Origin of the sequence: Lutimaribacter pacificus (assembly GCF_900142185.1) — a bacterium.
In the GTDB taxonomy this organism is placed as follows: Bacteria; Pseudomonadota; Alphaproteobacteria; order Rhodobacterales; family Rhodobacteraceae; genus Lutimaribacter; species Lutimaribacter pacificus.
This window is the reverse complement of sequence record NZ_FQZZ01000001.1, coordinates 1140543-1158129: the sequence shown is the minus strand read 5'-3', so window position 1 is coordinate 1158129 and position 17587 is coordinate 1140543. Positions and strand designations below refer to the sequence as shown.

Genomic DNA, 17587 nt, shown 5'->3' with positions numbered 1-17587 from the left:
AACGGTAAAAATTCTTACCATTGCTACCCAGGGTCGTTTGGTGTTGGGTCGGCGCATTCCACGGGAATTATGTAACTATTTTCATGCGCGCGCGTCCCCTGTCGATCATCGAATTCATCGCCCTGATGGCGATGCTGTTCGCCACCATCGCGTTCTCGATCGACGCGATGCTGCCGGCGCTGCCGCAGATCGCCGGTGAACTGACGCCGGACGCGCCGAACAATGTGCAGATGATCGTCACCAGCTTCGTCATCGGCATGGGGATCGCCACCTTCTTTGTCGGGCCGCTGTCGGATGCGCTGGGCCGCCGGGTCGTGCTGCTGTCGGGCACGGCGCTTTATATCGCGGCCTCGGCGCTGGCCTGGCGCGCGCAGACGCTTGAGATGCTGCTGGCCGCGCGGGTGTTGCAGGGGATCGGCGCCTCGGGTCCGCGCGTCGTCGCCATGGCCATCGTGCGCGACCTCTATGGCGGCCGCCACATGGCGCGTATCCTGTCCTTCATCATGATGACCTTCACGCTTGTGCCTGCGGTCGCGCCCCTGCTCGGGGCCTGGATCGCCGACGCGGCGGGATGGCGCGCGATCTTTGTCTCGTTCATCGTCTTTGCCGTGATTTCGGGGCTGTGGCTGGCGCTGCGCCAGCCCGAATCCCTGCCCGTCGAAAACCGCCGCCCGATGCGGTTTTCGCTGATGATCGCGGCGCTGGTCGAAATGGCCCGGCACCCCACGGTCAGCCTGGCGCTGCTGGCGCAGGCGCTGTGCTATGCCATGCTGTTCGTGATGATCAGCCTGGTGCAGCCGATCTATGACCAGGTGTTCGGCGCCGCCGACAGCTTTCCCTACTGGTTCGCGCTGGTGTCGCTGATCGCGGCCAGCGCCTCAATCCTGAACGCCACGCTGGTGATGCGGCTGGGGATGCGGCGCCTGGCGACCGCCGCCTTCGGCATCCAGGTCGTGCTGTCGCTGACCATGACCCTGCTGTCGCTGGCGCCGCTGCCGGGGCCGGTGCTGTTCGGGCTGTTCATCGGCTGGCAGGCCAGCGTGTTCTTCCAGACCGGGCTGACCATCGGCAACCTCAACGCCATCGCGATGGAGCCGATGGGCCATGTCGCGGGCATGGCCGCCAGCGTGATCGGCTCGGTCTCGACCCTCGCCGGGGCGCTGCTGGCGGTGCCGATCGGGCTGTCGTTCAACGGCACGCTGCTGCCGCTGACGCTGGGGGTCTGCGCGGTCTGCGCCGGTGCCTTCGTCACGATGATCGTCATGCGCCGCGCCGAAAACCGCCTCGGCCGGTTCTGACCCGTCGCCCCCCCCCGTGACCCCGACCGCGCCGCAGGCTAAGACAGGCGGAGTTCCGCAGGAGAGTCGCCCATGCCCACCCATGTCTACCTTGTTCTTGCCGTTGCGATCCTTGCCGAAACCGTCGGCACCTCGGCGTTGCAGGCCAGCCAGCAATTCACCCGGCTCTGGCCCTCGGTGCTGGTGGTGCTGGCCTATGGCGTCAGCTTCTACCTGCTGTCGATGACGCTCAAGGTGCTGCCGGTGGGCATCGTCTATGCGATGTGGTCGGGGCTGGGCATCGTGTTCATCGCGCTGATCGGTTACCTGGTGTTCCGGCAGGCGCTGGACTGGCCGGCGGTGATCGGGATGACGATGATCCTGGGCGGAATCGTCGTCATCCACATCTTTTCCAACGCCACCCCGCACTGAGGCGGCCTGCGCCGCCTAGCGCAGCCGCCTGATCAGCGACGAGGTGTCCCAGCGCCCGCCGCCCATGTTCTGCACATCCTTGTAGAACTGGTCGATCAGCGCAGTGCCGGGCAGCGCCGCGCCCAGCTCGTCCGCCGTGGACAGGCAGATGCCCAGATCCTTGCGCATCCAGTCGACGGCGAAACCGTAGTCGAAGAAATCCTCAAGCATGGTTTCGTGGCGGTTTTCCATCTGCCAGCTTCCCGCCGCGCCGCCCTTGATCACCTCGACCACGGCCTTGCCGTCCAGCCCGGCCTTTTGCGCGAATGCCAGCCCCTCGGACAGGCCCTGCACCAGCCCTGCGATGCAGATCTGGTTGACCATCTTGGTCAGCTGTCCCGCGCCGCTTTCGCCCAGCCGCTTGATCGAGCGGCCATAGGCCTGCATCACCGGCTCGGCCCGGTCGTAATGGCCCGTATCGCCGCCGCACATGATCGACAGCACGCCGTTCTCGGCCCCCGCCTGGCCGCCCGACACCGGCGCATCGACAAAGCCCACGCCCTGCGCGCGTGCCGCCTCATAAAGCTCGGCGGTGACCTTTGCAGAAACCGTGGTGTGATCGACGAAGACCGTGCCTTCGGCCATGCCCGCCAGCGCTCCGTCATCGCCCAGCACGACGGCGCGCAGGTCGTCGTCGTTGCCGACGCAGGCCATCACGAAATCGGCGCCCTGCGCCGCCGCGCGCGGGGTCGGCGCGCTGGTGCCGCCATGCTCGGCCACCCATTTTTCCGCCTTCGCCGGCGTGCGGTTGTAGACGCAGACCTCGTGCCCGGATTTGACCAGGTGGCCCGCCATCGGATAGCCCATCACGCCGAGCCCCAGAAACGTCACCTTTGCCATCATACCCCTCCTTCATCTGTTTGTGTTCGCCTAGGTTTGTGTCTAGGGAACAGGGCAAAGGCAAGGATGAACTGGACAGGGTGCAATGGCGCAGGTTTTCCGATGGCTCTTGCGGATCGCGGGCGGGCTGGTCGTTCTGACGTTCCTGGCGCTGTTCGTCACCTATTACCTCGCCGCCCGGTCGCTGCCCGAATACGACGCCACGCATGAGGTCACAGGCCCCTCGGCCCCGGTCGAGATCGTGCGCGACAACGCCAACGTGCCGCATATCCTGGGCGAAACCGATGCCGACGTGTTTTTCGGCCTCGGCTATGCCCATGCGCAGGACCGGCTGTGGCAGATGGTGGTGCTGCGCCGCACCGCGCAGGGCCGGCTGAGCGAGGTGTTCGGCACCCGCACCGTGGAAACCGACAAGCTGATGCGCCGGCTGGACATCTACGGCGCGGCGCAGGCCTCGGCCGGGGTGCAGGACGATGCGACGCTGGCCGCGCTCAACGCCTATGCCGACGGCGTGAACGCGCGGCTGGCCGAGATCAACGAGCGCGCGCTGGGCCGCGGCGCCCCCGAGATGTTCCTGTTCAACCCCGCCGTCGCGCCCTGGCAGCCCGCCGATTCCATCGCGCTGGTCAAGCTGATGGCGTTGCAGGTCACCGACCACCTGCAGGCCGAGGTGCGCCGCGCCCGGGTGTCGCTGCTGCTGCCCGATGCCGCGCGGGTGGCCGATATCCTGCCCGAGGCGCCGGGCAGCGGCGTGGCCGCCCTGCCCGATTACGCCGCGCTGTTCGACACGCCCCTGCCCCGCGTGGCACAGGCCGCGCGGCAATCCCCCGATCCGCTCTGGCCGGTGGCGCGCGCGGGGCTGTCGGGCGCGTCGAACGCCTGGGCCGCGGCGCCGAAACGCTCGGCCTCGGGCGGGACGCTGCTGGCGAACGATCCGCACCTGCCGCTGACCGCCCCGGCGATCTGGTATCTCGCCCGGCTGGAGCTGGGCACTGGCGGCGTGATCGGCGCCACCATCCCCGGTATCCCGGTGATCCTGTCGGGCCGCAGCGAGGACCTGGGCTGGGGCATCGCCGCCTCCTACATGGACGATCAGGATATTTTCGTCGAAAAGCTGAACCCCGACGACCCCGAGCAATACGAAACGCCCGACGGTTTCGCCGCGTTCGAAACCCGGCGGTCGATCCTGCGGATCAGGGACGAAACCCCGGTGACCCTGACCCTGCGCTGGACCGGGAACGGCCCGGTCCTGCCCGGCACCGATTTCGACCTCGACAGCATCACGCCGCAGGGGCACGTGATGGCGCTGGGCTGGACCGGGCTGTCGCCCGAGGACCGGTCGATCGCCGCCTGGCTGCGGCTGATGCAGGCCCGCACCGTGCAGGATGCCATCGCCGCTGCCGAGGCGCATGTCGCGCCGTCGCTCAACCTCGTGGTGGTGGACGGGGTGCAGATCGCCATGAAGACGATCGGCCACGCCCCGCGCCGCGATGCCGACCATCAAAGCCAGGGCCGCCTGCCCGCGCCCGGCTGGCTGGATCACAACCTCTGGAAGGGGATCAGCCCCTACAGCGCCAATCCCGAATTCATCTCGCCCCCCGGCGGCATCGTCGGCACCACCAACAACAAGATCGTCGACCGCCCCTTTCCGCTGCACATGTCGTTTCACTGGGGCGACACCCAGCGCGTGCAACGCTGGACCCGCCTGATGCAGTCGCGGCAGGTCCATACCCGCGACAGTTTCATCGAGGCGCAGCTCGATACCGTGTCGCCCACCGCGCGCACGCTGCTGCCGCTGATCGGCGCCGACCTGTGGTTCACCGGCGAGGCCGCGCCCGAAGGCACCGCCGAACGCCAGCGCCACGACGCACTGGCCCTGCTGGCCGACTGGAACGGCGAGATGAACGAGCACCTGCCCGAGCCGCTGATCTATTCGGCCTGGGTCCGCGCGCTGCAGGACCGGCTGATCCGCGACGAGCTGGGCCCGCTGTCGCGGGATTTCACCCATATCGAGCCGCTGTTCATCGAACGGGTCTATCGTGACGTGGACGGCGCCGGGATCTGGTGCGACGTGATCCAGAGCGCGCCGCGGGAAAGCTGCACAGACATGGCGCGGCTGGCGCTGGACGACGCGATCGTCTGGCTGGAGGAAAACTATGGCACCGCGCTGGAATCGCTGCGCTGGGGCGATGCGCACCAGGCCACCCACGATCACCCGACGCTGGGCGACGTGCCGCTGCTGCGCTGGGTGGTGAATATCCGGCAATCGACCTCGGGCGGGGACAACACGCTGCAACGCGGGCTGACGCGCGGGACCGGCGCGGCGCCGTTCGAGAACGTCCACGCGGCGGGCTATCGCGGGGTCTATGATTTCACCGATCCCGACAGCTCGGTCTTCATCATCGCCACCGGTCAGTCCGGCCATCCGCTGTCGCGGTTCTATGACGACATGGGCGAGCTGTGGCGGCGCGGGGAGTATATCCCGATGTCGCTGGACCTCGACCTTGCCCGCGCCGCCGCCGTGGGGGTGACGCGGCTGCTGCCGAGGGAGTGACGACGGGGCCCGGTCGTTGGCAACAGAAGGACATCGCACGACCGCGGTCGGGCGATCCGACGTCTGTGACTGGCATTTTGTCGTCCAGCCACATCCTACCTCAAAACGGAGTGCCTGCGGCAGCCAATCGCCCGGCCGGGGGGCGGCCGTGCGATGCCCGGGCCGCTGCGCGGCTGTTCCGGGCGGGTGCGTCTTTCAGATGTCTCGAAAGGACTCGAAAGCCTCCTCGAAATCCTGCCTCAGTCCTCGCCCTGCGCCTCGGCGCGGGATTTGCCGGCCACGTTCATCGCCAGCGTCGCGGCCATGAACCCGTCAAGATCGCCGTCCAGCACACCCTGCGTATCGCTGGTCTCGAAGCTGGTGCGCAGATCCTTCACCATCTGGTAGGGCTGCAGAACGTAAGACCGGATCTGGTTGCCCCATCCGGCCTCGCCCTTGGCCTCGTGCGCCTCCTGGATCGAGGCCGTGCGCTTTTCCAGCTCCAACTGATAGAGCCGCGATTTCAGCGCCTTCATGGCGATGTCGCGGTTCTGGTGCTGCGATTTCTCGGAACTCGTGACCACGATGCCGGTGGGCATGTGGGTGATCCGCACCGCCGAGTCGGTGGTGTTCACGTGCTGACCGCCCGCGCCCGAGGACCGGTAAGTGTCGATGCGGATATCAGCGGGGTTCACCTCGATCTCGATATTGTCGTCCACCACCGGATAGACCCAGACAGAGGCAAAGGATGTCTCGCGCGTGCCCTTGCCGAAGGGCGAGATGCGCACCAGCCGGTGCACGCCCGATTCCGACTTGAGCCAGCCATAGGCGTTCTGCCCCTTGATCTGGTAGACGACCGACTTGATCCCGGCCTCGGTGCCGGGGCTCATGTCCTGCTGATCGACGGTAAAGCCGCGCCGCTCGGCCCAGCGGACATACATCCGCGCCAGCATCTGCGCCCAGTCGCAGGCCTCGGTCCCGCCGGCGCCGGCGTTGATTTCCAGGAAGGCGTCGTTACCGTCGGCCTCGCAGTTCAGCAGCGCCTCAAGCTCTTTCGCGGCGGCGCGTCTGGCCAGCGCCTTCAGCGCGGCCTCCGCCTCGGCGACGACCTCGTCATCCCCCTCCATCTCGCCCAGTTCGATCAGTTCGACATTGTCCGACAGCTCCTGCCGGATGCCCTCGTAGGTGTCGATGGAATCGACCAGCGCCTGCCGGTCGCGCATCAGCTTTTGCGCGGCGGCGGGATCGTCCCAAAGATTGGGGTCCTCGACACGGGCGTTGAATTCCTCCAGCCGGTGCTGCGCCGTATCCCAGTCCATCCGCTGGCGCAAAAGCTCCAGCGATTTCTCGATCTCGGCAACGGTATTCTGGGCCTCTGCGCGCATCGCATTGTCCTGATTTGGGGTTTCAGTGCGGGGTGATAGACCACCGCCTGCCAGGGGGCAAGCGGTGAGCATCCGGCGCGTCAGTAGAGCCCGCCGGAGCTCAGCGTGCCGAAATTCGCCTTGGGGCCGACCACGGCCTTTTTCCCGGTCGAGGTGGTGACCTCGCGGCCCAGCCGCGTGCCGACCTCTTCGACCAGCGGCAGGTTGGCGCCCATGGCGAAACCGCCGTCGAACATGATGCCGAACATCGGCTGCTCGCCCTCGCGGAAACATTCGGGCACGACATGGTCGCCGGTGGCGTCGTCGTCCAGCCGCGCGCCGGTGAAGCGGTCGATCTTGATGAACATGCATTCATCCGGGATGCGGAACCGCCCGCCGCCGTATTTCTGGATCGCCTGCTCCATGAACCGCTGGAACACCGGCCCGCAGAACCCGCCGCCCGAGGCGCCGCGCCCAAGGCTGCGCGGCTGGTCGTAACCGATATAGCAACCCGCCACGACCGAGTTGGTGAAGCCGATGAACCACACATCCTTCGACTCGTTGGTCGTGCCGGTCTTGCCCGCGACCGGCACCGGCAGGTTCACCGCGCCCGACGCGGTGCCGCGCTGCACCACGCCCGTCATCATCGAGGTGAGCTGATAGGCGGTGACCGCGTTCATCACGCGCTCGCGGTTGGTCAGGATGGCCGGGCTTTCGCTGGCCGGGATCGTGGGGTCGGTGCAATCGACGCAATCGCGCCGGTCGTGGCGATAGACGGTGTGCCCGTAACGGTCCTGGATACGGTCGACCAGCGTGGGCTCCACCCGTTCGCCGCCATTGGCGAACATCGCATAGGCCGCCACCATCTTGTACAGCGTGGTTTCCTCGGACCCCAGCGAATTGGCCAGGAACCGGCCCATGTTGTCATAGACGCCGAACCGTTCGGCATAGTCGGCCACCACGTCCATCCCGACCTCCTGCGCAAGGCGGATGGTCATCAGGTTCCGCGACCGTTCGATCCCGGTGCGCAGCGGCGTCGGCCCGTAAAAGGTGTTCGACGCGTTGCGGGGCCGCCACAGCCCCTGCGGCGTGTCGATCTCGATCGGGGCGTCGATGATGATCGTCGCGGGGGTATAGCCGCTGTCCAGCGCCGAGGCATAGACGAAGGGCTTGAAGGACGAGCCCGGCTGGCGCTGCGCCTGCGTGGCGCGGTTGAACACCGAATGCTGGTAGGAAAACCCGCCCTGCATGGCGATCACCCGCCCGGTATTGACGTCCATCGCCATGAAACCGCCTTGCACCTCGGGCACCTGCCGCAGCGTCCAGCGGATGAAATCGCCGGTGCCGTCGTCGCCGGAGGTCATGCGGCGCACATGCACCACGTCGCCGGTTTTGAAATTGTCGAAGAAATCGCCGCGCAGCCAGCCGATATCCTTGCGCGGCACGACAAAGGGCTCGGCCTCGGTCTCCTGCACGCCCTCGATGCCGATGCGCAACTGCTGGTCCTCGACCGCCAGCACCACCGCCGGGTGCCATGTGCCGTCAAGGTCGATGTCGCGCGCCACCTCGGTCGCGGCCAGCGCCTCGCGCCAGGCCTCTTCGCTGCCCAGCCGGTCCTCGGGGATCGTCGCGCCGGTGCCGCGCCAGATGCCCAGCCCGCGGTCGTATTGTTCCAGTTGCTGCCGCAGCGAGGCGGCGGCGACCGCCTGCATCTCGGGGTCGATCGTGGCGCGCACGGTCATGCCGCCGGAAAAGAACTCGTCCTCGCCGAACGTGTCGGACAGCTGGCGGCGGATCTCGTCGGTGAAATAGTCGCGCGGCGGCAGCGCCGATTTGAAGCTGTCGAAATCGCCGTTCTGGACCGAGCGCAGCGGCATTTCCCGCTCGCTCTGGTATTCCGCCTCGGTCAGGTAGCCGTTTTCGTACATCTCCTTTAGCACGAAATTGCGCCGTGCCAGCAGGCGCTCCTTTTGCCGCACCGGATGGTAATCCGATGGCGCCTTGGGCATCGAGGCCAGCGTCGCCGCCTCGTGCGGGGCCAGTTCGTTCAGCGATTTGTTGAAATAGGTCTGCGCCGCCGCCGTCACGCCATAGGAATTCTGCCCCAGGAAGATCTCGTTAAGGTAAAGCTCAAGGATCTTGTCCTTGGACAGCGTTTCCTCAAGCCGGGTGGCCAGGATGATTTCCTTGATCTTGCGCTCGGCCCGGCGCTCGCCGCCCAGCAGAAAGTTCTTCATCACCTGCTGCGTGATGGTCGAGGCGCCGCGGATATCCTGCCCGCGCGAGCGCACCGCGTCGATCGCCGCGCTGGCGATGCCGCGCGCGTCATAGCCCTTGTGGGTATAGAAATTCTTGTCCTCGGCGCTGATAAAGGCGCGCTTGACCAGGTCGGGGATTTCCTCGGCCGGGGTGAACAGGCGGCGTTCCTGCGCGAACTCGTCGATCAGCCGCCCCTGCGCCGAATAGATCCGGCTGATTGTCGGGGGCGTGTATTGCGCAAGGCTTTCGTGGCTGGGCAGGTCGCGGCCATACATCCAGAAGACCGCGCCGATACTCAGCGCGACCATCAGCAGGCCAAGCGTGATCAGCGTGAAAATCGCGCCGAAAAAGGACAGAACGAACCGTATCACCAGCATTTCCCTTGCAGTCTGGGGCCTCTATACGCGCGCGACCGGCCGCGGTCAAAACAACTCGGCGTGCCCGATGGGCAAAACCTTGCCCGTCGCGCGGCCTATTGCCGGCGCAGCGCGCTGCGGGCGATGTCGTCATCGGCCCAGGCGCGCAGCGCGTCGCGCATCCCCTGCGCCATCGCCATCCGCCATGCCGGATCGCGCAGGTTGGCCGCGTCGCGCGGGCTGGACAGGAACCCGACCTCGATCAGGACCGAGGGGATATCGGCCGCCTTCAGCACCGAGAACGCGCCGCGCCGGATCGGGCGCCGGTTGACCGGGCCGCCCGCGGCCATCAGCCCCTGCACCAGCGCCTCGGCCAGCCGCACGGTGCGCGGCCGGGTCTCGTGCCGCGCAAGGTCCATCAGCACCCCGGCCACCACGTCGTCCTGCCCGTCGAGATCCACGCCCGACAGCAGGTCGTCGCGGTCGTGCCGCTCGGCCAGAAGCCGGGTGGCGGCATCGCTGGCCTCGTCGTCCAGCACATGCACCGTCGCGCCATGGGCCTGCCCCTGCGCCAGCGCATCCGCATGAAGCGACAGGAACACATGCGCGCGCCTCTCGTGCGCGATGGCGACCCGGCGTTCGAGCGAGACAAAGCGGTCGTCGTCGCGCGTCAGCACCACCTCGAACCCACCGGCACGGCGCAGCACGTCGCGCAATTCGCGCGCGAAGGTCAGCATCAGGTCCTTCTCGGTCAGCCCGTCATGTTCGGCGCCGGGGTCGATCCCGCCATGGCCGGGGTCCAGCACCACGACGACCGGCCCCTCGCCCATCGGGCGCGGCGGCACGTCCGCAGGCCGGCTGCGTTCGGGCAGATCCCAGCGCGGATCGTGCGGGGTGCCCGACCGCGCGGCGAACTCTTCCGCCGCCACCGCATCCAGCATCACCGCCAGCCTGGCAAGGCCGGTGTCCGGCGCGACCGTCATACCGGCCTGCGCCACCGCCAGCGGCATGGCCAGATCCACCACCATGCGCGACCAGCCCGGCCGGAACCCGCCAAAGCGCACGCCCCGCACGGCCTCGGCCCGGTCGAGGGTGCCGGCATCCAGCCCGTCCCACAGAACCTCGCGGAAATCGAGCACCAGCCGCGGCGGATCGGTCAGGGTATAGGCCCGCCACGGCACCCCCTGGCTGAGCGTCAGGGTCAGCCGCGCGCCGCCGCGCGTGTCGTCGATGCCGCTGCCATCCGGCTGCACCCGGGCCAGCGCGCTGAAATCCTCGGCCAGCGCCAGACCGCCCCACAGCATCGTCAACAAGAAAACCAGCAGCCTGCTCATACATCGCCCCCGGCCGGTGTCCGCCCGGCCTTTGGCCGCAAACTAACAGCAAACCCCGCGCCGAGAAAGCGCCTAACGCGCCACCGGCGGCAGGCATCCCGCCCGCTGCGCCGCGCCGGTCAGGAAGGTGACGATGCCGGCCCGCACGTCCCCCCGCGCCAGCAGGTCGTGCCCCGCATCCACGATCGTCAGCCCGACCTCGTGGGCGAATGCGCTTTCGGCCAGCCGGTCCGCCACCGCCTGCGCCATCCGCGCCGAGGGCCAGACCTCGTCCCGCGCTGCGCCGATCAGCAGCACCGGCCCGGCGATGCGTTCCACCGGGATCGCCGCGCGGGCCACCGCCGCCGCGTCCTGCAGCGCGCGGGCGTATCGTCCGGCGAATCGATCACCGGTAACAAGGCCGCGCAAGGCGCGCAGGTCCGCCCGGAACGGCACGAAGGCGACAGGCGCCCCGCCCCGCCGCCACGCGCTTTGCCGCAGCGGCGCGATGCCCGGCGCCTGGAACGCCACATGCGCCGGGGCCACCGCCGCGACCGCGCCCACCGCCCCGTTGCCCGAGGCGATCAGCAGCGCCAGTTCCGCCCCCCGCGACGCGCCCGCCACGTAAAGGCAGCGCCGGTCCACGTCACCCCGCGCAGCAAGCCCTTCCAGGTAGCTGTCGAACGGGTCCAGCGCGATCCGGTCCAGCCGGGCCGGGGTGCCCGGCATCCCGATCCAGCCCACCCGCGCCACGCGGAAACCGGCATTGCGCAACTCCTGCGGCAGCGGATCGCCCGCGCCGGGCCGCCCGCCGGTCTGGGGCCCCAGCAGCAGCACGACCGGCGCGCGCCCGGCCCCGGCGTCCAGCCTTGGCGCGATGCCCGCCGCCGGCGGGATCATGCGCCACGCCAGCACCCCCGCCAGCAATGCGGCGGACAACAGCAAAAGGGCCGCGGCCCACCTCACAGCCGCCCCGTGTCCTTCATGAAGCGCGCCAGACGCGCCAGCCCTTCCTCGATATCGGCGGTGCTGCGGGCGTAGGAGAACCGCAGCGTGCCATGCCCGCGCGCGGGGTCGAAATCCAGCCCCGGCGTCACCGCGACGCCCGCCTTGTCCAGTATCTCGGCGCAAAAGGCGCGGCTGTCATCGGTCAGGTGGCCGACATCGGCATAGACGTAGAACGCGCCGTCGGGTGGTGCGATCCGGTCGAACCCGGCCTTTGGCAGCCCGTCGAGCATCAACTGGCGATTGCAGCGATAGACCGCCATGTTCGCCTCCAGCTCGTCGGTGGCGTCCATCGCGGCCAGCGCCGCGACCTGGCTGGCATGGGGCGGGCAGATGAACAGGTTTTGCGCCAGCCGCTCGACCCGGCGCACATGGTCGGGCGGCACCACCATCCAGCCGACGCGCCAGCCCGTCATGCTGAAATACTTGGAAAACGAATTGATGACATAGGTCTCGTCGCTGATTTCCAGCGCGCTGACCGCCTTGGCCTCGTATTCGATGCCGTGATAGATTTCGTCGCTGATAAAGGCCGCGCCCTGCGCCTGCGCCGCCGCGATCAGCGCCGACATCGCCGCGCGATCCAGCATGGTGCCGCTGGGATTGGCGGGGCTGGCCACCATCAGCCCCTGCAGGTCCAGCCCGTCCAGATCGCCGGGCACCGGCTGCAGGCGGTTTTCCGCGGCGGTTTCGATCATCACCGGCGTCAGGTCCAGCGCCCTGAGGATCTGGCGATAGCTGGGATAGCCCGGCGCCCCGATGCCCACCCGGTCGCCCGCATCGAAGAGCGTGGTGAAGGCCAGGATGAACCCGCCCGAGGAACCCGGCGTGACGACCACCCGCGCGGGGTCGAGATCGACGCCGTACCAGTCGCCGTAAAGCCGTGCGATACGTCGCCGCAGCGCGGGCAGCCCCAGCGCGACCGTGTATCCCAGCGGATCGTCCCGCATCGCCTGCGCCAGCGCGTCGCGCGCCGCTGCCGGGGCTGGCGTGCCGGGCTGGCCCACCTCCATGTGGATGATGTGGCGCCCGGCCTCTTCGGCGGCGCGGGCGGCCTCCATCACGTCCATCACAATGAAGGGATCGACCTCTCCACGGGTTGAGTTCCGCATGACTTACTTCCTATGCTTTGCCGCGAAGGGCCAATTCACAGCGAAACCGGACGAGGGTCAATGTCTTACATCTGGCGATTTGCGGTTGCCGCGACGCTTGTCGTGGCGCTGGCCCTGCCCGCCCAGGCGCGCGGACTGATCCGCGACCCGGATATCGAGCACGCGCTGGCCGAACTGGCCCGGCCGGTGCTGAACGCGGCGGGCCTGTCGCCCACGCAGGTGCGCATACTGGTGATCGACGATCCCGGCCTGAACGCCTTTATCGTCGATAACCGCCACATCTTCATCCATTCGGGCATGCTGATGAAGCTCGACAGCCCCGCGCAGGTGCAGGCGGTGATCGCGCATGAGGCCGCGCATATCCAGAACGGCCATATCGCCAGCCGCCTGCAAAGTGCGCAGGCCGCGAACACGATCTCGGGGCTGGGGATCGCGCTGGCGATGGCGGCGGCGGCCTCGGGCGCGGGCGGGCAAGCCGCCAGCGGGCTGGCGCTGGGCGTGGCCGGGTCTGCCAACCGGGTCTTCATGTCGCATACCCGGGCCGAGGAAAGCAGCGCCGACGCCTCGGGGCTGCGCTACATGGTGCGCGCGGGCATCGACCCCAAGGCGTTCATCGAGGTGCTGGATATCTTTCGCGGGCAGGAACTGCTGTCGGAATCGCGGCAAGACCCCTATGCCCGCACCCACCCGCTGTCGCGTGACCGGCTGCGCGCGGTGACCGCGCAGGCCGGGGCCGCGCAGGTCGCATCGCCCCCGCCGCAGGACGCGGCCTATTGGTTCGCCCGCGCCACCGGCAAGCTGTCGGCCTTTTCGCGGGCGCCCGCCTGGACGCTGCGGCGGCTGAACGAGTCGCCCACCGAGGATATCCGCCTGATGCGCACGGCGATCGCCCATCACCGGCAGCCCGACACGCGCCGCGCCATGGCCGCCATCGACAAGCTGGCCGCGATGCGCCCCACCGACCCCTTCGTGCACGAGCTGCGCGGGCAGATCCTGCTGGAAAGCCGGCAGGCGGGCGCCGCGGTGGCCGCCTACAAGCGCGCCACCGATCTGGCGCCGGGCAACGCGCTGATCATGGGCGGCTATGGCCGCGCGCTGCTGGCGGCGGACAACCCGCGCGCCGCGCGCGATGCGCTGGAACGGGCCCGCGCCCGCGATTTCCGCGATCCGCGCGTGCTGCGCGACCTTGCCGTGGCCTATGCGAAAACCGGCGACCCGGGGCTGGCCTCGGTGGTGACGGCGGAACGCTATGCGCTGGCCGGGCGGTTCGACGATGCGCTGGTTCATGCCAGGCGGGCCGAGGGGCTGGTGCCGCGCGGTTCGCGCGCTGGCCTTCGGGCCCAAGATGTGATTTCTGCGGCCGAAGCCGCCCTCAGACAACGGAGATGATCCATATGAAACGCACCCTCGCCGCCGCCGGCCTGTCGCTTGCGGCCCTGTCGGTTCCCGCCGCCGCCTTCGACCTGACCGCCATGACCGAGGACGAGCGCACCGCCTTCCGCGCCGAGATCCGCGCCTACCTGCTGGAAAATCCCGAAATCATCATGGAGGCCGTGGGCGTGCTGGAGCAACGCCAGGCCGACCAGCAGGCGCAGACCGACCTGGACCTGGTGCGCGTCAATGCCGAGGATATCTTCGACGACGGCTATTCCTGGGTCGGCGGCAACCCCGATGGTGATGTGACGCTGGTGGAATTCGTGGATTACCGCTGCGGGTACTGCCGCAAGGCCCATGACGAGGTGGCGCAGCTGGTCGACACCGATGGCAATATCCGCTTCATCCTCAAGGAATTCCCGATCCTGGGCGAGGACTCGGTGGTCTCGTCGCGCTTTGCCATCGCCACGCGGATGGTCGCCGGCGACGACGCCTACAAGCAGATGCACGACGCGCTGATCACCTTCAACGGCAATGTCGGGCGCGGCTCGCTGACCCGGCTGGCCGAGGGGCTGGGCATCGACCCCGAGCCGATCCTCGCGCGCATGGACGACCCCGAGGTCGACGCCGAGATCCGGCAGAACCGCGAACTGGCCGGCCGGCTGCAGGTCAACGGCACGCCCACCTTCGTGTTCGAAGACCAGCTTTTGCGCGGCTACGTGCCGCTGCAGGGCATGATGCAGATCGTCGACCAGATCCGCGCGAACTGACCCGATGCGACGCCTGACGCCACTGGCCTGCGCCCTGTGGGGCGCGGGCGGTGCGGCCTTGGCCGACACCGATTTCACCGCGCTTACCCTGCAGGAACGCGCGGTGCTGCGTGCCGAGATCCGCGCGCTGTTGCTGGACGAGCCTGAAATCGTCGCCCGCGCCCTGTCGGGCCCGTCGCCCTATGCCGAGGCGGTCGACCGCGACCTTGGCGTGATCGAGCGGCACGCCGATACGCTGTTTGCGGGGGGCGCGGCGATCGCCGTCTTCGTCGCAAAGGACTGCCCCGACTGCGCGCAGGCACTGGATGAACTGCGCGCCCTAACGGACGGGAAAGGCGTGATTTTCACGGTTCTGGATATCCACGAAAACGCCGATCTGGCCGCCGCGCTGGAGCTGGACGCCACCCCCTCTTACGTGCTGCCCGACAAGATGGTGCGCGGCCACGTGCCGCCCATCGTGCTGGAGCGGTATCTGCAGGACTAGGTTATTCCGCCGCCTGCGCCGCGCTTGCCGCCTCGATCTCGGCGGCCTTCTTTTCGACCTCTTCGACGATATGGTCGATCATCCGGTCGTTCGACATCTTGTGGCTGGCCTTGCCCGCAAGGTAGACCATGCCGCTGCCCGCGCCGCCGCCGGTAAAGCCGACATCGGTCATCAGCGCCTCGCCCGGCCCGTTCACCACGCAGCCGATGATCGACAGGCTCATCGGCGTCTTGATATGCTCCAGCCGCTTTTCCAGCGCCTCGACGGTCTTGATCACGTCGAATCCCTGCCGCGCGCAGCTTGGGCAGGAAATGATGTTCACGCCCCGGTGCCGCAGCCCCAGCGATTTCAGGATCTCGTAGCCGACCTTGACCTCTTCGACCGGGTCCGCCGACAGGCTGACGCGGATCGTGTCGCCGATCCCCATCCACAGCAGGTTGCCCAGCCCGATGGCCGATTTGATCGTGCCCGACATCAGCCCGCCCGCCTCGGTTATGCCAAGGTGGATCGGCGCATCCGTCGCCTCGGCCAGTTGCTGATAGGCGGTGGCGGCCATGAACACGTCGGACGCCTTGCAGCTGATCTTGAACTCGTGAAAATCGTTGTCCTGCAAGACCTTGATGTGATCCAGGCCGGATTCCACCATCGCGTCGGGCGTCGGTTCGCCGTATTTTTCCAGCAGGTGCTTTTCCAGCGACCCGGCATTCACCCCGATACGGATCGAGCAATCGTGGTCGCGCGCCGCCCGGATCACCTCGCGCACGCGGTCCTCGCTGCCGATATTGCCGGGGTTGATGCGCAGGCAGGCCGCGCCCGCCTCGGCCGCCTCGATCCCGCGCCTGTAGTGGAAATGGATGTCGGCGACGATGGGCACCGGGCTTTCGCGCACGATCTCTTTCAGCGCGCGGCTGCTGTCCTGGTCGGGCACCGAGATGCGCACGATATCCGCCCCCGCCTCGGCCGCGCGCAGCACCTGGCCGATGGTGCCCTTCACATCGGTGGTCGCCGTGTTGGTCATGGTCTGCACGCTGATCGGCGCATCGCCCCCCACCGGCACGTTGCCGACCATGATCCGGCGGCTTTCACGGCGATAGATGTTGCGCCACGGGCGGATTTCGTTCAGCGACATGGATCAAACCTCCTGCGCGGGTCCGCCACAGGACTTAGGGCGCGCGGGCCTTCTGTGCAACGTGGAATTCGTCAGTCGATGGCGGGGGTGGTGTCCGGCACGCCCTGCAGGTCGGCCACGACACGGGCCAGATCGCCATCGGCCTCGATATCGGCCACCTGGTAGGTGCCGGTCAGGTTGTCCGCCGACAGCGCCAGCCCCGAGGTCACGGACCCCCGCGGCCCGGCCGGGCCATAGGTCTGGCCATCGACGGCGAAATAGATCGCGCCGCTTTCGCCCACGCGGATGGTGTGCGGCTCCTCGGTCTGGGCGACGGTATAGGTATCGCCGGCCTCGAGGATCGCTTCGAACACGGTCGATCCGTCGGCCGCCCGCACCCGCACCCAGGACGGCCGCGCCGCCACGATGGTGACGCCGGGGCCCAGTTTCTCGACCACCTGCGGCAGGGGCGCTTCGCCCTCGCCGGTCTGCGCTTCGGCCAGGGCCTGCGCGATGGCGGTCGCGCGGTCGATCTGCGGCAGCGCCGGCCCCTCGGGCGCGGCGAACACGCCCACCGTATCGGGATCGAGGGTCGAGATCGGCGCATCCCGCGCCACCAGCACCGGCACGTCCAGCGCCTGCGGCCGGTAAAGACGGTCCAGCGCCTCGGGCGCCGGGGCGTTCGGCGTGGCACCGTCCCCTGACGGGGCCATGTTGCGCGCGGTCTGCAGCGGGTCGAGATCGGACAGCACGTCCGGTGTGTTCTCGACCGGAACCACCTGCACCTGCTGGACCTGGTTGAACACCGTCCAGCCGCCGAACCCGATCGAGCCGATCAGCAACAGCAGCACCAGAACCGAGCCGACCGCCCCCGGCTCGATCCGGCTGAGGAACGCGTCTTTGGCCGGAACGAAGGGCGTCGCGGGCGAGGCGAAGGGATCGCGCTCGGGCGGCAATTGCCGGGGCGTGTCGGATTTGCGCACCGAACTGGCCGCCGCCGACATGCCGTGCGCGGTGGAAAACCCGCTTTCGGCGCAGAACTGCGCGAAAGCGCGGTCGGGGTCCATGTCCAGGTAACGGGCGTAGGAGCGCACGTAGCCCGCGATGAAACCCGGCGTGTCGAAGGCGGAAGGATCGCAATTCTCGATCGCGGCGATATAGGCTGCCTTGATCCGCAGCTCGCGCTGCACATCGAGCAGGGATTTGCCCATCGTGGCGCGCTCGCCGCGCATCACGTCGCCCAGCCGCAGATCGAAATCGTCGAACCCTTTGGGTTCGCCGATTTGCTCCCTGTCATCGCGCTGGGATTTGCGCCCGATCATGC

At 68.2% G+C, this 17587-nt stretch carries 14 protein-coding genes; 6 read left to right on the top strand and 8 right to left on the bottom strand.

The genetic code is table 11. From position 1 onward, the window contains the following. Nucleotides 1-83: 83 nt before the first annotated feature. Together F3H87_RS05675 and F3H87_RS05670 are read left to right on the top strand one after the other, a co-directional pair. Nucleotides 84-1298: a multidrug effflux MFS transporter gene (locus F3H87_RS05675; protein WP_149786024.1), complete on the top strand. Its 1215-nt coding sequence runs from the start codon at nt 84-86 to the stop codon at nt 1296-1298. A 72-nt stretch (nt 1299-1370) separates the two neighbouring features. After that, nucleotides 1371-1709 (top strand): DMT family transporter, encoded by a 339-nt coding sequence (locus F3H87_RS05670; protein ID WP_149786025.1) that lies wholly within the window; start codon nt 1371-1373, stop codon nt 1707-1709. Nucleotides 1710-1724: 15 nt separating this feature from the next. Here F3H87_RS05670 and F3H87_RS05665 read toward each other — a convergent pair whose 3' ends face one another. Continuing rightward, on the bottom strand, nt 1725-2588 hold the full coding sequence (locus tag F3H87_RS05665; RefSeq protein WP_149786026.1) for an NAD(P)-dependent oxidoreductase: 864 nt from the start codon (nt 2586-2588) through the stop codon (nt 1725-1727). An 85-nt stretch (nt 2589-2673) separates the two neighbouring features. On the opposite strand from F3H87_RS05665, the gene F3H87_RS05660 reads away from it, so the two are divergent. Beyond that, nucleotides 2674-5142, top strand: coding sequence for a penicillin acylase family protein (locus tag F3H87_RS05660; protein ID WP_149786027.1), 2469 nt, complete (start codon nt 2674-2676; stop codon nt 5140-5142). Nucleotides 5143-5381: 239 nt separating this feature from the next. Here F3H87_RS05660 and prfB read toward each other — a convergent pair whose 3' ends face one another. The 5 genes from prfB to F3H87_RS05635 form a co-directional block, all read right to left on the bottom strand. After that, nucleotides 5382-6506: a peptide chain release factor 2 gene (gene prfB / locus F3H87_RS05655; protein WP_149786028.1), complete on the bottom strand. Its 1125-nt coding sequence runs from the start codon at nt 6504-6506 to the stop codon at nt 5382-5384. An 80-nt stretch (nt 6507-6586) separates the two neighbouring features. Further along, nucleotides 6587-9115 (bottom strand): penicillin-binding protein 1A, encoded by a 2529-nt coding sequence (locus F3H87_RS05650; RefSeq protein ID WP_149786029.1) that lies wholly within the window; start codon nt 9113-9115, stop codon nt 6587-6589. 101 nt (nt 9116-9216) lie between these two features. Beyond that, nucleotides 9217-10434, bottom strand: a complete 1218-nt coding sequence (locus tag F3H87_RS05645) for an N-acetylmuramoyl-L-alanine amidase (RefSeq protein WP_149786030.1) — start codon at nt 10432-10434, stop codon at nt 9217-9219. 72 nt (nt 10435-10506) lie between these two features. Next, the gene (locus F3H87_RS05640) at nt 10507-11379 is read right to left on the bottom strand and encodes an alpha/beta hydrolase (protein WP_149786031.1); all 873 of its coding nucleotides are present in this window, start codon (nt 11377-11379) and stop codon (nt 10507-10509) included. Continuing rightward, nucleotides 11376-12527, bottom strand: coding sequence for a pyridoxal phosphate-dependent aminotransferase (locus F3H87_RS05635; protein WP_149786032.1), 1152 nt, complete (start codon nt 12525-12527; stop codon nt 11376-11378). The genes F3H87_RS05640 and F3H87_RS05635 overlap by 4 nt, the downstream gene beginning before the upstream one ends. A 60-nt stretch (nt 12528-12587) precedes the next feature. Here F3H87_RS05635 and F3H87_RS05630 point away from each other — a divergent pair, with 60 nt between their 5' ends. Genes F3H87_RS05630 through F3H87_RS05620 form a run of 3 tightly spaced genes read left to right on the top strand, consistent with a single transcriptional unit; the run spans nt 12588 to nt 15155 of the window. Continuing rightward, a complete protein-coding gene (locus F3H87_RS05630; protein ID WP_149786033.1) occupies nt 12588-13916 on the top strand; it encodes a M48 family metalloprotease in 1329 nt (442 codons plus the stop codon). 5 nt (nt 13917-13921) lie between these two features. Further along, nucleotides 13922-14671 carry a DsbA family protein gene (locus F3H87_RS05625; protein ID WP_149786034.1) on the top strand — a complete coding sequence of 250 codons (750 nt, stop codon included), beginning with the start codon at nt 13922-13924 and terminating at the stop codon, nt 14669-14671. Nucleotides 14672-14675: 4 nt separating this feature from the next. Then, nucleotides 14676-15155 carry a thioredoxin domain-containing protein gene (locus F3H87_RS05620; RefSeq protein WP_149786035.1) on the top strand — a complete coding sequence of 160 codons (480 nt, stop codon included), beginning with the start codon at nt 14676-14678 and terminating at the stop codon, nt 15153-15155. A 1-nt stretch (nt 15156) separates the two neighbouring features. Here the strand turns inward: F3H87_RS05620 and ispG are convergent, their stop codons facing one another. Both ispG and F3H87_RS05610 read right to left on the bottom strand, forming a co-directional pair. After that, nucleotides 15157-16284 carry a flavodoxin-dependent (E)-4-hydroxy-3-methylbut-2-enyl-diphosphate synthase gene (gene ispG / locus F3H87_RS05615; RefSeq protein WP_149786036.1) on the bottom strand — a complete coding sequence of 376 codons (1128 nt, stop codon included), beginning with the start codon at nt 16282-16284 and terminating at the stop codon, nt 15157-15159. Between the two features lie 71 nt (nt 16285-16355). After that, nucleotides 16356-17585 (bottom strand): helix-turn-helix domain-containing protein, encoded by a 1230-nt coding sequence (locus tag F3H87_RS05610; protein ID WP_149786037.1) that lies wholly within the window; start codon nt 17583-17585, stop codon nt 16356-16358. Between the last annotated feature and the right edge of the window lie 2 nt (nt 17586-17587).